The organism is Bacillus sp. FSL R5-0712 (genome assembly GCF_038593285.1).
In the GTDB taxonomy this organism is placed as follows: domain Bacteria; phylum Bacillota; class Bacilli; order Bacillales; family Bacillaceae; genus Bacillus; species Bacillus safensis.
In genome coordinates this window covers 1,584,489-1,599,467 of record NZ_CP151981.1, presented here as the reverse complement: position 1 = coordinate 1,599,467, position 14,979 = coordinate 1,584,489, and the positions used below count along the sequence as shown (strand labels likewise).

The following is a 14,979-nucleotide window of genomic DNA, read 5'->3' as shown; positions in this document are numbered from 1 at the left end:
TCCTAATGTCCTTGAAACATGAATTGGCTGATAGAGATATCATCCATTTCTTTCATTTCAATTGCCTTATGTTCAAGGGAGAACTTTTCAAATTGCTTTTCTTTCATTTTTTCAAACTTTTTAAACTCAATGTTTTTTTCAGTTAAATCAGATTGTTTTTCATTCATTTGATGGCGTTTCATGATCACAAGCTGCTGATAATGCTGGATGGTGTTATCTAAGTTGGTCACAAATTGCTGGTAATGACGCATTTCTTGAACACTCATTCCACTTCTCAGCTTTTCTTCTTTGCTTTTTTCCATTAGCTCTTTTTTACTCATATTTTCATAGAGTTTTTCAGCAACTTGCTCAAATGCCGAAACGGATTGTTGGTATGCTGCGAGTGACTTGTCTTTTTCACTTTCTTTCAGTTCTAAGAGCTTTTGAAATTTGTATTGATATCTCACTGTTTTTGTCAATCCTCTCTATTCATCAAACTGAGCAATAAACTCACACTGTCTTCAATAGATACAGCCTCTTCTACATCCTGCTTCAAAAAAGAAATCAGGTGAGGGTAAGCCTGCATGGCCTCATCAATATCTTTGGAGGAGCCTTTTTTATATGCTCCAATATTAATGAGGTCTTCAGCGTTTTGATAAGTGGATAAAAGCTGGCGGAACCGGTTAGCCGCTTCCTTGTGATCATGACTTGCGATATTGCTCATGACACGGCTGATACTTTTCAAAATATTAACAGCGGGAAATTGTCCTTTGTTGGCTAAAGCACGATCAAGTACAATGTGACCATCCAGGATCCCCCTCACTGTATCAGCGATGGGCTCGTTCATATCGTCCCCATCAACAAGCACTGTGTAAAACGCTGTGATCGAACCAAGCTGATTTGTCCCAGTTCGTTCGAGCAATTTTGGCAGTATAGCGAACACTGAAGGTGTATATCCTTTTGTTGTTGGCGGCTCGCCAGTTGCGAGTCCTATTTCCCTTTGCGCCATGGCGACCCTTGTAACAGAATCCATCATGAACATGACATTTTTGCCTCTGTCCCTGAAATACTCCGCAATAGCTGTTGCTGTATACGCAGCTTTCAGTCTCGTCAGTGCAGGCTGGTCAGAAGTTGCAACGACAACAATGGATCGCTTCAGTCCTTCAGCACCTAAATCCTTTTCAATAAACTCACGAACTTCACGGCCACGCTCTCCAACAAGAGCAATGACATTCAGGTCTGCTTCTGTCTGCTTTGCAATCATCCCCATTAAGGTACTTTTTCCAACACCGCTTCCGGCAAAAATCCCGATCCTTTGACCAGTGCCAACTGTGAGCAGACTGTCAATGACTCTAACACCGACACCCATCTTTTCTCGAATAGGCGGTCTGTCCATTGGATTTGGGGGTGACTGATCTGTCGAAACAGGTGCAAGTCCTTTTGGAAGCATACTGCCATCAAGCGGATCACCGAAGGCATCAACGACTTCACCAATTAATCCAGTCCCAACTTTGACCTTCAGCGACTCACCCGTCGCTTCAACAAGACTTCCTGGTGAAATATTGGATGCTTCTACATAAGGCATGAGCAGAATGTTTTCATCTCTAAACCCTACGACCTCTGCTTTTATCGGATGGTGCTTGCTCCCTTTTTTATGAATGAGACATACATCACCGATCGAACTCTCCGGTCCCTTAGATTCAATCATCAGCCCAACCACTCGATTGACTTTACCAAATCGTTTATAAGGATCAGCGGTTTCAATCGTTTCTTTTAGCACATCCATTTTCATTTGTGATCACCTGAATCAATGACTTCTAATAATTTTTCTTTCAACTGATTCATTTGGGTATCAACACTCGCTTCCACTTTTCCAAAACTTGTTTCTACGTAACAAGTTCCTTTTGGCGCTTTTTCATCCGAGTAAATGGCAAGGTGTGTATCCTTTTGAAGGATTCTAATCAATTCGTCTTTATATTCCATCACATGCTCGTAATGTTCAGGGTCAACATAGATGGAAATATCATCATATTCTTTCACTTCTGAAATGACCTGCTTCACAAGAGCCAAAAATTGATCTTTCGTGTCCTCAGCTGCATTCCAAACGCGTTTGGCGAGTTCAAAAGCGAGTTCCACAATTTGCTCAGCAGAGCTTTCAATTTTTTCTTCGTAGTCCTGCCTTGCAAGACGAACGATGTCATTTGCTTGATCAAGAATAGCTTGGTACTGCAAATTCGCATCTGCTTCGCCCTTTTGGAAGCCTTCTTGATAACCTGCTTGTTTCGCTTCTTCAATGAGCTGCATTCTTTCTTCTTCAAACTCAGTCCGGCGCTGATTGATTTCAGCCATTGTTTTTTCCAGCTCACTGTTTGCTTGTTCTAATATGCGGCTCGCTTGATCTTCTGCATCACTGAGTACTAGCTGCGATGCTTCGGTTTCATTGACAAGCTCTTCTTCGTGATGTTCTCTTTTAAAGTGTACTTGCTGTAAAGGAATCGTTTGCCGTCCTTGTTCAGGAATAACAGATGTTTCATGTTTGATAATCCTAGACAATGATATCGTCTCCTCCGCCTCGAGCTATGACGATTTCTCCAGCTTCCTCAAGTCGTCTTACGATGCTGACAATACGGGTTTGTGCTTCCTCGACATCTCTAAGCCGGACAGGCCCCATAAACTCCATTTCTTCTTTGAATGTTTCGACCATACGCTGTGACATGTTACGGAAGACAATTTCTTTGACCTCTTCGCTTGCCACTTTGAGTGCGAGCAATAAGTCATCATTTTCAACATCTCTGATGACGCGCTGAATCGCTCTGCTGTCAAGAGTGACAATATCTTCAAAGACAAACATACGTTTCTTAATTTCATCCGCAAGCTCTGGATCTTGAATTTCAAGTGTGTCTAAAATGGTCTTCTCAGTAGCACGGTCTACACCATTTAGCACTTCTACAACCGCTTCGACTCCGCCCGTTTGCGTATAGTCCTGCGTAAAGGTTGAAGAAAGCTTTTGTTCAAGAATACGTTCCACCTCATTGATGATCTCTGGAGATGTGCGGTCCATTAAGGCAATACGTCTCGCAACCTCGGTTTGTACTTCCTCGCCTAACTCAGATAAAATTTGCCCAGCCTGCACTGGATCCAGGTAGGAAAGGATAAGTGCAATCGTTTGTGGATGCTCATGCTGGATAAAGTTTAAAATTTGTTCTGGCTCAGCCTTTCGAGCAAAATCAAATGGTTTCACTTGAAGAGAGGATGTCAGCCTGTTTAAGATGCTGTCCGCTTTATCCTCACCAAGCGCTTTTTCAAGCACTTGTCTTGCGTACATAAGACCGCCCTGCGATATGTAGTCCTGCGCGATGGCAATGCTGTGAAACTCTTCGATGACTTCATCTTTTTTAGCAGTATCTACACTTCGTACATTGGAAATTTCTAATGTTAATTTTTCTATTTCGTCTTCAGACAGATGTTTGTATACAGATGCTGACACGTCTAGCCCTAAGGAAATCATTAGGATTGCTGCTTTTTGTCTGCCTGTTAGTCGATTTGGATCTTTTCTCGACATGTTTATTCCTCCTAATCCTCGGACAGCCAGCTGCGTAGCAATTTAGCAAAGTCTTCTGGTTTTTCTTTTGCCATTTTTTCAAGCTGATTTTTTCTCACCATTTCTTCTGTTTCTGGTTCAGTATCGATATCAGGAACATCAATTGGTGTACGTTCATCAAACTCAAACTCTTCTTCTTCATCTCTTCTACGCTTGCGTACAAGAAGAATGATAAGAGCGATAATTGCAAGTAGGAGCACACCGCCTACAATATAAACCCAGATTGGAATATTGTTTGAAGGGTTATCTGCCGCAGTTTGCTGTTTACCGTCTAATTTTGATACAGATAAAACGATTTTGTTATCTAAGTCTGCTTGAGTGAGCGCTTGACCATTTGTGTATTCTTTATCAATCGATGTGCTAATGATCGTTGAAAGAATCTTTTTGATATCATCTTGTCTTTCAGCAGTTAAAGAGTTTACATCGTTTGCAGTTGGTGGTTCGACCAATGCTTGAATGCCAACATCTCTGATTTTATAAGGACTTTCTTTGATATCTTTATGAATGCGGTTGACTTCATAATTGATACGATCTTCGCTCTTTTCGTAATCTCCGCTTCCATTCGCTCCATCGGCACCTTGATAATTTGTGACATCATCATCACCTGTTCCAGCGGTGCCTCCAGCTGCTGCGCCATTACCTGAATAAGTTTCAGCAATCTTTTCAGCGCTGACAGCAATTCCCTGCATGTTTTCTTTATCAACAGGTTCTACAAGGTCTTCTTTTCTTTTTTCTTCAGTAAAATCAATGTCTGTTGTGACCGATACAGCTACTTTATCTTGACCCATCATTGTTCCGAGCAGCTGCTGAATTTTTCTTTGAAGATTCTTTTCGATTTCCTCTTTTTTCTGCTGCTGTGCATCCATTCCACTTGCATAGGAATCGGAGCTGGTGTTTAAGTCGTAGTAGTTGGAATCTTGGTCCATAATGACAATGTTTTCTGTTTTTAAATTCGGCACACTTTTTGAAATAAGATGATAAAGGCCTTTTACTTGCTGCGGTGTGAGCGTGTAGCCTGGCTCAACTTGCAGCACAATGGATGCTGATGCATTACTTTGCTCTTCTCCAACAAAAACGGAATCTTTTGGCAGGTTAATCATCACTTTTGAATCTTTAATCCCATCAATCGTGTTGATCAGATTGGATAGTTCTGTCTGAGTTGCGTCTACTTTCAGAACATCAAATTCATTATCTGTTAAACCGAAGCCTGAATTGTTTGCAAAGAAGGAATAATCAATGTTGCCTGTCTTAGGGAGCCCTTCAGATGCGAGTGTTACTTTTAAAGAATCTGCTTGCTTTTCTGGAACGAGAATCGTTGTTCCATTGTTTGCAAGTTCCGATTTAACGTTTTTGCCATCTAGTTCCTGTTTGATTTGTCCAGCTTCTGCCTCAGACAAGTCTCTAAAGAGCGGAACCATTTTTTCAGAAGAAGCAAAGATGCTAACAACCGTAATAATGATTGCTAGGGCAGCAACGCCGCCAATCATGAGTATTTTTTGTAATTTTGATCGATTTCGCCAAAACTCAACTGTTTTTGTTCTTAATTGCATTAAAGTACGATTCATCTTAACCCCCGGTCATTCCATTCAGTCTTTTTTTGTCCACCAGCACCTCCTACATCTGCATTCTCATAATCTCTTGGTACGCTTCGACTGCTTTATTTCGAAACTCTGTTGCAGCTGTGAGTGTAACACTCGCTTTTTGTGAAGCAATCATGACTTCATCGAGATTGACATCTTTTCCTTGTGCAAGCGCATTTGTATACTGGTCTGATTTCAGCTGTGATTGATTTAATGCCTCAATGGAATTCTTCAGCACATCAGAGAAATTCGTTTGACTTTTAGGTGCAGCCGCCTGAACGGGCGTTGCATTCGTCAATTCACTTGCTTGCTGAGCAGTTTGAAGCTGGAAAGGAGATATTGCATTAACCAATTATTTTCACCTTACTTTCCTATTTCTAAAGCTTTCATCAGCATGCTTTTATTCGCATTTAGAGCAGTCACGTTTGCTTCATATGATCTTGAGCTGCTGATGAGGTCGACCATTTCTTTTAATGGATCGACATTTGGTGTTTGAACATATCCATTTTCATTGGCATCGGGATTTGTAGGATCATATTGAAGGTTGAATGGAGTTTCGTCTTCAGTAATCTTTGTTACTTTGACGCCGTTTCCTAATTTGCCGCTCGAATTCATACTTGAGTTCAATATAGATGAAAACGATTCACCTGACGGCTGTAATGTGACAAGCTTACGTCTATAAGGCTCCCAGTTGCCATCAACCTGTTTAGCTCTTGTTGTATCCATATTTGCAAGGTTTGAGGATACAACGTCCATTCTGAGCCTCTGTGCCGTTAATGCTGAGGCCGAAGCGTTCACTCCTGAAAAAATCGACATCACTTACCTCCTGTCAAAACTGTTTTAAGAGAATTGAATTTCCCGCTCATTCTTTCCACCAGCGCATTATACTGAATTTGGTTTTTAGCGAGTTCACTCATCTCTTGATCAATATCGACATTATTTCCGTTTTCTTGATAAGAAGTACGGTTGCTCGAAACAACTGAATAATTAGACCCTGTTTTTGAAAAATCAATGTGACCTTGGTATGTTTTTTTAGCATCTAATTTGATTGACGCATCATTTAGCATGTCATGGAATGCGACGTTTTTCGACTTGTAGTTCGGTGTGTCTATATTTGCGATATTATTGCTTATGACTTTTTGCTTAACATTCGCTCTGCCCAAGGCATTCTCAAGGTTGCTTATCGTTCCAGAAAATATATCCAAAACCATATACCTCCAATCATATGTATTTCATTCCATTTAATCATGTCGAGATTTGTAAAACCATATGTTCATTGTAAGAAATAATAGGATTAAAGTCTATGATGTATATGTAAAAAAAACTCGTAATATATATCTATTTTACGAATAGGTATAAAGGCCTAGATTCAAAGCACTACAGATTTGTAAGGGGTTTCTTGGAAAAAAGAGTGACATTTTTCGGACAAATCCTCATTTTTTCACATAAAAAAACCCTTTTCAGCATTTATTTCGGCCAAAAAGGGTTTTTGATTAATGAGATTTTAAATTTTCGAGTTCAATTAAAAATTTGTTGTTTAACACTTTGATGTACGTTCCCTTCATTCCAAGAGAACGAGATTCAATCACGCCTGCACTTTCTAACTTACGTAAGGCGTTTACGATCACTGAGCGCGTGATCCCTACACGGTCTGCAATTTTACTTGCAACGAGAAGACCTTCGTTTCCATCCAGCTCTTCAAAAATGTGCTCAATCGCTTCAAGCTCACTGTAGGAAAGAGAGCTAATCGCCATTTGAACAACCGCTTTACTTCTTGCTTCTTCTTCGATTTCCTCTGCTTTCTCGCGAAGAATCTCCATTCCAACAACTGTTGCCCCGTATTCAGCAAGAATTAAATCATCATCTGTGAATGTATCTTGTAAGCGGGACAGGATTAACGTACCTAAACGATCTCCTCCGCCGATAATTGGAACAATTGTTGTTAAACCTGATTGGAATAAGTCCCGGTTTTCAATCGGAAAAGCTGTATATTCACTGTTAATATCAAGGTTTGAAGACGTTTCAGGGACATTGAATAGACTCTTTGTATATTCTTCAGGGAACTGACGATCTTCAAGCATTTTTTTCATACGTGCATTTTCGATCTGTTGATTAATGGAGTAGCCAAGAAGCTTTCCTCTTCTGCTTAATACGAAAATGTTTGAATCAATGACATCTCTCAGTGTTTCTGCCATTTCTTTGAAATTAACTGGTTTCCCCGCTGCATCTTGCAGCATTGAGTTAATAATCCTTGTTTTTTGTAGTAACGCCATAATAATGATCCTCCTAGATTACTTTATTCATTTGTTAAAGTATAAATTGACTTAAATCTTTGTTATTTGCAATCTTTCCTAGCTTCTCTTCGACATACTGAGGTGTAATGGTCACTGTCTCCATCGTAATATCAGGCGCCTCAAATGAAAGCTCTTCAAGCAGCTTCTCAAGTATGGTATGAAGCCTTCTTGCACCGATGTTATCTGTCTCCTGATTGACATGATAAGCCACTTCGGCAATCTTATGAATAGCATCGTCAGAAAATTCAAGAGATATACCTTCTGTTTCAAGTAAAGCTTTATATTGCTTTAATAATGCATTATCTGGTTCCGTTAAGATTTTCACAAAGTCTTCTATACTTAATTTATCTAATTCTACACGGATTGGGAAGCGTCCCTGAAGTTCTGGAATCAAATCTGATGGTTTTGCCATATGAAATGCACCTGCTGCAACAAACAGCACATGATCAGTTTTAACGGCACCATATTTTGTCATCACAGTTGAACCTTCTACAATCGGTAAAATATCACGCTGAACCCCTTCACGAGAAACATCTGCAGATGATGCACCACCGCTTTTGGCGATTTTGTCGATTTCATCGATAAAAATAATTCCTTGCTGCTCTGCTTTGTAGACCGCTTCCTGACTGACTTCATCCATATCAATCAGTTTTGAAGCTTCCTCAGCCGTTAACGCCTTTCTTGCTTCTCTGACAGTCAGCTTTCTGCGTTTTTTCTTTTTAGGCATGAGATTGCCGAGCGCATCCTGCATGTTCATACCCATTTGCTCCATACCCGAGCCTTGAAGCATATCAAACATGGAAGGCTGCTGTTCTTCTACTTCAATCGTAACGTAATGATCTTCAAGTTCTCCCATCGCCAGCTGATGAGCGATTCGCTTTCTTGTCGATTCGAGTTCCACTTCTTCATTTGAATGATCTCGATCACGGTCATCTTCATCAGAACCGCCAAACAGCATCTCAAACGGATTTTTCACAGACTGGCTTTTTTTCTTGCCAGGAACAAGTAAATGAACAAGACGTTTATTTGCTTGTTTTTCTGCTTCCTCTTGAACATCTTTCATCTTTTCTTCTTTGACGAGTCTAATCGCTGTTTCAACTAAATCTCTCACCATGGACTCTACGTCACGGCCGACATAACCCACTTCAGTAAATTTCGTCGCTTCCACTTTAATAAAAGGCGCACCAGAAATTCGAGCAATTCTGCGGGCAATTTCTGTTTTCCCCACACCTGTTGGACCGATCATTAAAATGTTTTTAGGAACGACTTCATCCTTTAGCTTATCATGCAAAAGACTTCTTCTGTAACGGTTTCTTAAAGCCACCGCCACTGCTTTTTTCGCATCAAGCTGACCAATGATGTATTGATCAAGCTTTTCAACTATCTCTCTTGGGGTGAACGGCTTTTTCTCCATACGTCTCATGTCCTTTCTATTCAAGCTCTTCTAAAGTGATTTGATCGTTCGTGTAGACACAGATTTCTCCGGCCGTTTCAAGAGCGGCCTTTGCAATTTCTCTCGCTGAGAGATGATCACCTGCATGGGTTTTGAGTGCTCTCCCGGCGCTAAGCGCATAGTTGCCGCCTGAGCCAATGGCCAAAATCCCATCATCTGGTTCGATGACCTCTCCTGTTCCAGAGACAAGCAGGATGCTTTCTTTGTTCATGACGATGAGCATGGCCTCAAGCTGCCTTAGCATCTTGTCACTTCGCCATTCCTTCGCTAGTTCTACGGCTGCCCGCTTTAAATTACCACCATATTCTTCAAGCTTTGTTTCAAACTTTTCAAAGAGTGTAAAAGCATCGGCTACTGAACCTGCAAAACCTGCAAGCACCTTGCCTCCAAAAAGACGGCGCACTTTTTTTGCTGTGTGTTTCATCACGACAGCCTGCCCGAAAGTGACTTGACCGTCGCCAGCCATTGCACTTTTTCCTTTATGCTGAACGGCAAAGATGGTTGTTGCATGAAATGATGACATGAAAAAACCTCCTTTTAGGATCGTTTAAAAGCCCTTGGGTGATGAGACATGTACGTGTTTCTTAAAGAATCTTTTGATACATGCGTGTACACCTGTGTAGATGATAAATTTGAATGACCGAGAAGTTCTTGAACACTTCTCAAATCCGCCCCCTCGTTTAAGAGATGCGTGGCAAAGGTGTGCCTTAACATGTGAGGATGGATATGTAATGTACCTGACGCCTTTTTCATTAATTCAGTGAGAATGAATCGTACACCTCGGTCTGTAAGAGGCGTCCCGCGCTGATTCAAAAACACATGAGTATCAGCGCGGTCTTTCCCTTTAGATTTCAGCTTCTGCCTTCCATCCTCTAAATAAGTAATGAGCGCTTCATGAGCATATGACCCGAAAGGAACATACCGCTGCTTGCTGCCTTTCCCATGAACAAGCACTGTATCCATCGATAAATCAAGATCAGATTCTTTTAATGAACATAACTCACTGACCCTCATACCTGTTGCATAAAGAAGTTCTAAAATGGCTTGATTTCTTTGCCCAAGCGGTGTGCTGACATCAGAAACTGTAAAAAGCTCTTTTAGTTCCTCTTCATACAAAAATGAAGGAATCCGCTTATCCTGCTTTGGTAAGCTAACGAGTAAAAAAGGATTTTCTTTCACAAGCTGTTCTCTTAATAAAAATTTATAAAAGCTGCGAAGCGCAGAGACTTTCTTACTAATCGTTCTTCTTGTCAGGCCTTTTTCATAAGCTTCTGTTAAATAAATTCTCGTATCTTGATAGGATACCTCTTCAAAACCGTCTATTCCTTGAATGTTCATAAATCTGACAAACTCTTCAATGGCTTCTGTATATCCTGAGATCGTTAAAGCTGAATAGTTTTTTTCAATTTGCAGATATTCAATGAATAAGTGGACAAGACGCTGTTTATTCGTCATTTTTACACCTCTTTAAGGCTTTTAAATGGTATCACATATCTTGCTTTCCGTGCAATGTTTTACTACAGAGATTTCGAAATAGTTTGAATAGTTTCGATTGCGCGCTTAGCGTACTCTGCATAACGTTCTTGTTTGTTCTTAATTCGAACACCTAGATCTTTCAGCAAACCAAAATTCGCATTCATCGGCTGGAAGCTTTTCTTGTTTGTCGATGTGATGTAGTGAGCCATACTGCCAATCGCCGTCTCCTCAGGAAGTGTCACAAGCTCTTCTCCTTTGACAAAACGAGCGGCGTTAATGCCAGCCACAAGTCCGGACGCTGCGGACTCGACATACCCTTCAACGCCTGTCATTTGTCCGGCAAAGAATAGGTCATCTCTATTTTTAAACTGATAAGTCGGTCTTAAAAGGCTTGGCGAGTTAATAAATGTATTACGGTGCATCACGCCGTAACGAACAATTTCTGCTTCTTCAAGGCCTGGAATCAAACGGAATACTTCCTTTTGATCGCCCCACTTCAGATGTGTCTGGAAGCCAACGATGTTATATAAAGTACCTGCTGCATCATCCTGTCTTAATTGAACAACAGCGTAAGGTCTTTTTCCTGTTTTCGGATCTTCCAGTCCTACTGGCTTCATCGGACCAAACAGCATCGTTTTCTTTCCTCTTTTCGCCATGACTTCAATTGGCATACAGCCTTCAAAGAAGATTTCTTTTTCAAATTCTTTTAATGGCACAGTTTCAGCAGAAATGAGTGCCTCATAAAAACGATCGAATTCTTCTTCTGTCATTGGACAGTTTAAATAAGCGGCTTCTCCTTTGTCATAGCGTGATTTCAAGTACACCTTATCCATATCAATGCTGTCTTTCTCTAGAATAGGTGCCGCTGCATCGTAGAAATAGAGATATTCTTCTCCTGTTAACGATTTTAATTCTTTTGAAAGTGCTTCTGATGTCAGCGGGCCAGTCGCGATAATTGTCGGACCTTCTGGTATGCTTTGCACTTCTTCTTGAAAGACAGTAACATTCGGATGATTTTTCACGCGGTCTGTCACGTTTGCTGCAAATTCATGACGGTCTACTGCAAGCGCGCCGCCAGCAGGAACTGAGCTTTCATCTGCTGCTGCGATAATAGCTGAATCTAAATGACGCATTTCTTCCTTTAATACACCTACTGCATTCGTTAAAGCATTCGCACGCAGTGAGTTGCTGCATACAAGCTCCGCAAATTTATCTGTGTGGTGAGCCGGCGTTTGTTTCACAGGTCTCATTTCATATAAATTGACTTTAATCCCTCGTTTAGCGATTTGCCATGCAGCTTCACTTCCAGCTAAACCGGCTCCGATCACATTTACAAATTGACTCATTGTACAACTCTCCTATTTCGTAAGGTCTGTTTGATGACATAAAAAAGCAGGTGAACAAGGCTGCTCACCGCTATTTTTGTTGTTCCTCTTTATAATCACAGTTGACACATTGAACTTGAACGCCTTTTTTCAGCTTTTTCTCTACAAGCATATTTTCGCATTTTGGACACTTTCTTTCAATTGGTTTGTCCCAAGAGACGAATTCACACTCTGGAAAACGATCACAGCCGTAAAAAATGCGGCGTTTTTTCGATTTTCGTTCAACAATGTTTCCTTCATGACATGACGGGCATTTGACCCCGATATCTTTGACAATTGGTTTTGTGTTGCGGCAGTCAGGAAAGTTAGAGCACGCCATGAACTTGCCGTATCTACCCATTTTGTACACCATCGGATGTCCGCACTCTTCACAATCAACACCTGCGTATTCCGGCTCAATCTCAACTTCTTGCATCTCTGCTTCAGCTTTTTCTACCCGTTTTGCAAAGTCTTGATAGAAGCTGTCGATAATACGAACCCATTCGATCGTACCTTCTTCAACACTATCAAGTTCCTTTTCCATTTTCGCTGTAAATTCAACGTTAATGATTTCAGGGAAGAATTCAATGATTAAGTTGAGTACAATCTCTCCAAGCTCTGTCGGAGTAAATCGTTTATTATCAAGTGCGACATAGCCGCGCTTTTGAATTGTATCTAATGTTGGTGCATACGTAGATGGACGGCCTATACCGAGCTCTTCAAGTGTTTTGACCAATCTTGCCTCAGTGTAACGCGGAGGCGGCTGTGTGAAGTGCTGTTCCGGTTCGATATCTTTTGAAAGAACTGTGTCCCCTTCTTTCAGATCAGGAAGCATTTTGTCCTTTTCCTCTAGCTGGTCGTCCTTTCCTTCCACATAAACCTTCATAAACCCAGGGAATTTTACTTTACTGCCATTCGCACGGAAAGTAAGACCGTTATGATCAAGGTCCACACTCATTGTATCAAGAACAGCCGGCGCCATTTGGCTTGCCACGAATCGTTCCCAAATCAATTTGTACAGACGAAGCTGATCGCGGCTTAGCACGTGCTTGACATCTGCCGGTTTTCTTAACGTCGAAGTCGGGCGGATGGCTTCGTGAGCATCTTGTGCATTTTCATTCTTTTTAGCTGTTCGTTTTGTTGTGTTTAAGAAATTCTTGCCGTACGTCTGATCAATGAAGGCAGATACTTCTTCAATCGCTGTATTGGAAATACGTGTTGAGTCCGTTCTCATATATGTAATGAGACCGACTGTACCTTCTTTACCAAGATCAATTCCTTCATATAATTGCTGTGCAATCATCATTGTCTTTTTCGCACGGAAGTTTAATTTTCTTGCAGCCTCCTGCTGTAAAGTAGAAGTCGTAAACGGAACAGCTGGATTACGTTTACGCTCTTTTTTCGTTACTTTCTCTACAGAGAATTTGCTTCCCTTTAATTTCGAAAGGATTTCTTTTACATCTTCTTTTGTTTTCAATGGATGTTTTTTGCCATTGAGGCCAAAGAAACTCGCTTCGAAGCTTTCTTTTCCTTTTAGGAATGTACCGTCAATTGTCCAGTATTCTTCTGGTTTAAATTCATTAATTTCATTCTCGCGATCAATAATCAGGCGGAGTGCAACTGATTGAACACGTCCGGCACTTAAGCCCTTTTTCACTTTCTTCCATAAAATCGGACTGATTTTATACCCAACGAGACGATCTAATATCCGTCTTGCCTGCTGCGCATCAACTAAGTCCATATTGATCATACGTGGATGCTTAAAGGAATCTTTAATCGCATCCTTTGTAATCTCGTTAAAAACAACGCGGCAGTCAGAAGAGAGGTCAAGGTCAAGGCTGTGTGCTAAATGCCAAGCAATCGCTTCTCCCTCTCTATCGGGGTCAGCTGCGAGATAGACTTTCTTTGCTTTTTTCGCTGCTGTTTTTAATTCTTTTAAAACTGGGCCTTTCCCGCGAATCGTAATATATCTCGGTTCAAAGTCATGCTCAGTGTCAACACCGAGCTGACTTTTCGGTAAATCCCTTACGTGCCCCATTGAAGCTTTTACTTTATACTTTTTTCCTAAATAACGCTCAATCGTTTTCGCCTTTGCTGGCGACTCAACGATGACTAAATAATCAGCCATACTCAAAATCCCCCTTAAGAGGTGTTCTCTCTTTATACATTTCACAATTCATATTTATGTTAATTGCACCTATCTAACAGGCAATCATTAAAAATTCTTTATGATGAACATCATTATAAACACGAAAAACAAAGTGTAAACTTAAATCCTCACTATTATTAAATATTCCGATGTCTTTTGTCAAACGATATTTTTATGAGAGTTCAGTATATTGAACGCTGTGGAAGGAGAATTCCTCTAAAATATCCTTTGTGGAATGAACAAGCTTTGCCCCCTGCTGAATGAGTCTTGCCGGACCTGTGGAATTAGAATCAAAGATGGATCCAGCAACCGCAAATACTTCTTTGCCTTGCTCAAGCGCTTGATAGGCTGTAATAAGAGAACCGCTCTTTTCTTTGCACTGAATCACGATGGTCCCTTTCGTCAATGCACTAATTAAACGATTTCTCATTGGAAAATGCCACTTTTCTGGTTTGACATAAGGCGGGTGCTCTGACAAAAGCAAATGATGTTCGCCCATGTATTGAGCCATTTGTGCATGTTCTTTTGGGTATACATGCTGAAAGCCGCCTGCTATAATGCCGATTGTTTTCCCTTTTTTCCTGATGCACTCTTTATGTGCCAGTCCATCGATTCCTTTAGCTAAACCACTGACAATCATCCACTCTTCCTTGACAAGCTCACCAACAATTTTCTTCACACATGCTTCTCCATAAGACGATGGAACTCGCGTGCCGACTACACCTAAACTTTTTTCTTCATTTAAATATAATACGTTTCCTTTTAGGAATAACACAGGGGGAGGATCATAAATATTTTTTAGTGTGCTGGGATATAAGGGTGATGTGATGGGAATCATGTGAATGTTTTGCTTTAAATAGGCTTGAACGATGTGTTGAAAAATGGGGAATTCATTTTCTTCAGCTTGTTTTAAGCGGGTAAAGTCGATCGTTTGTAATGCTCGATCCTGTTTAAAATGATGTGTTTCTTCATTTATATATAGTTCAGGATCGACTTTCCACCATTTTGTTAATAATGAGGGTGAGATGAGGCCTTTTAAGCGGTGAAAAATCATTCTTTCGGACACGTTGTACATACCATTCC

15 protein-coding genes are annotated in these 14,979 nt (G+C 40.8%); all 15 read right to left on the bottom strand.

Annotation, left to right across the window (positions count from 1 at the left end):
• Positions 1-2: 2 nt before the first annotated feature.
• The 15 genes from fliJ to dprA all read right to left on the bottom strand — a co-directional run bounded on the left by fliJ (position 3) and on the right by dprA (position 14,971).
• Positions 3-446, bottom strand: coding sequence for a flagellar export protein FliJ (gene fliJ / locus NSU11_RS07980; protein ID WP_024424173.1), 444 nt, complete (start codon positions 444-446; stop codon positions 3-5).
• Positions 447-454: 8 nt separating this feature from the next.
• Positions 455-1,771 (bottom strand): flagellar protein export ATPase FliI, encoded by a 1,317-nt coding sequence (gene fliI / locus NSU11_RS07975; RefSeq protein WP_024424174.1) that lies wholly within the window; start codon positions 1,769-1,771, stop codon positions 455-457.
• Positions 1,768-2,532: a flagellar assembly protein FliH gene (gene fliH / locus NSU11_RS07970; protein ID WP_024424175.1), complete on the bottom strand. Its 765-nt coding sequence runs from the start codon at positions 2,530-2,532 to the stop codon at positions 1,768-1,770. Before fliH ends, fliI begins: the two co-directional genes overlap by 4 nt.
• Positions 2,525-3,541, bottom strand: coding sequence for a flagellar motor switch protein FliG (gene fliG / locus NSU11_RS07965; RefSeq protein WP_024424176.1), 1,017 nt, complete (start codon positions 3,539-3,541; stop codon positions 2,525-2,527). The genes fliH and fliG overlap by 8 nt, the downstream gene beginning before the upstream one ends.
• Positions 3,542-3,552: 11 nt before the next feature.
• Positions 3,553-5,145, bottom strand: coding sequence for a flagellar basal-body MS-ring/collar protein FliF (gene fliF / locus NSU11_RS07960; protein WP_024424177.1), 1,593 nt, complete (start codon positions 5,143-5,145; stop codon positions 3,553-3,555).
• 49 nt (positions 5,146-5,194) lie between these two features.
• On the bottom strand, positions 5,195-5,512 hold the full coding sequence (gene fliE / locus NSU11_RS07955; protein WP_024424178.1) for a flagellar hook-basal body complex protein FliE: 318 nt from the start codon (positions 5,510-5,512) through the stop codon (positions 5,195-5,197).
• An 11-nt stretch (positions 5,513-5,523) separates the two neighbouring features.
• Positions 5,524-5,976, bottom strand: coding sequence for a flagellar basal body rod protein FlgC (gene flgC, locus NSU11_RS07950; RefSeq protein ID WP_024424179.1), 453 nt, complete (start codon positions 5,974-5,976; stop codon positions 5,524-5,526).
• Positions 5,976-6,365 (bottom strand): flagellar basal body rod protein FlgB, encoded by a 390-nt coding sequence (gene flgB, locus NSU11_RS07945; protein ID WP_012009952.1) that lies wholly within the window; start codon positions 6,363-6,365, stop codon positions 5,976-5,978. The genes flgC and flgB overlap by 1 nt, the downstream gene beginning before the upstream one ends.
• Before the next feature lie 288 nt (positions 6,366-6,653).
• Positions 6,654-7,433, bottom strand: coding sequence for a GTP-sensing pleiotropic transcriptional regulator CodY (gene codY, locus NSU11_RS07940; RefSeq protein ID WP_007499612.1), 780 nt, complete (start codon positions 7,431-7,433; stop codon positions 6,654-6,656).
• Between the two features lie 34 nt (positions 7,434-7,467).
• Positions 7,468-8,868: an HslU--HslV peptidase ATPase subunit gene (gene hslU / locus NSU11_RS07935; RefSeq protein WP_024424180.1), complete on the bottom strand. Its 1,401-nt coding sequence runs from the start codon at positions 8,866-8,868 to the stop codon at positions 7,468-7,470.
• A gap of 16 nt (positions 8,869-8,884) precedes the next feature.
• Positions 8,885-9,430 (bottom strand): ATP-dependent protease subunit HslV, encoded by a 546-nt coding sequence (hslV, locus tag NSU11_RS07930; protein WP_024424181.1) that lies wholly within the window; start codon positions 9,428-9,430, stop codon positions 8,885-8,887.
• A 14-nt stretch (positions 9,431-9,444) separates the two neighbouring features.
• A complete protein-coding gene (gene xerC / locus NSU11_RS07925) occupies positions 9,445-10,362 on the bottom strand; it encodes a tyrosine recombinase XerC (protein ID WP_024424182.1) in 918 nt (305 codons plus the stop codon).
• A gap of 62 nt (positions 10,363-10,424) precedes the next feature.
• Positions 10,425-11,729: an FADH(2)-oxidizing methylenetetrahydrofolate--tRNA-(uracil(54)-C(5))-methyltransferase TrmFO gene (gene trmFO / locus NSU11_RS07920; protein WP_024424183.1), complete on the bottom strand. Its 1,305-nt coding sequence runs from the start codon at positions 11,727-11,729 to the stop codon at positions 10,425-10,427.
• Between the two features lie 70 nt (positions 11,730-11,799).
• A complete protein-coding gene (gene topA, locus NSU11_RS07915; RefSeq protein WP_024424184.1) occupies positions 11,800-13,875 on the bottom strand; it encodes a type I DNA topoisomerase in 2,076 nt (691 codons plus the stop codon).
• A 193-nt stretch (positions 13,876-14,068) separates the two neighbouring features.
• Positions 14,069-14,971, bottom strand: coding sequence for a DNA-processing protein DprA (gene dprA, locus NSU11_RS07910; protein ID WP_024424185.1), 903 nt, complete (start codon positions 14,969-14,971; stop codon positions 14,069-14,071).
• Positions 14,972-14,979 lie beyond the last annotated feature (8 nt).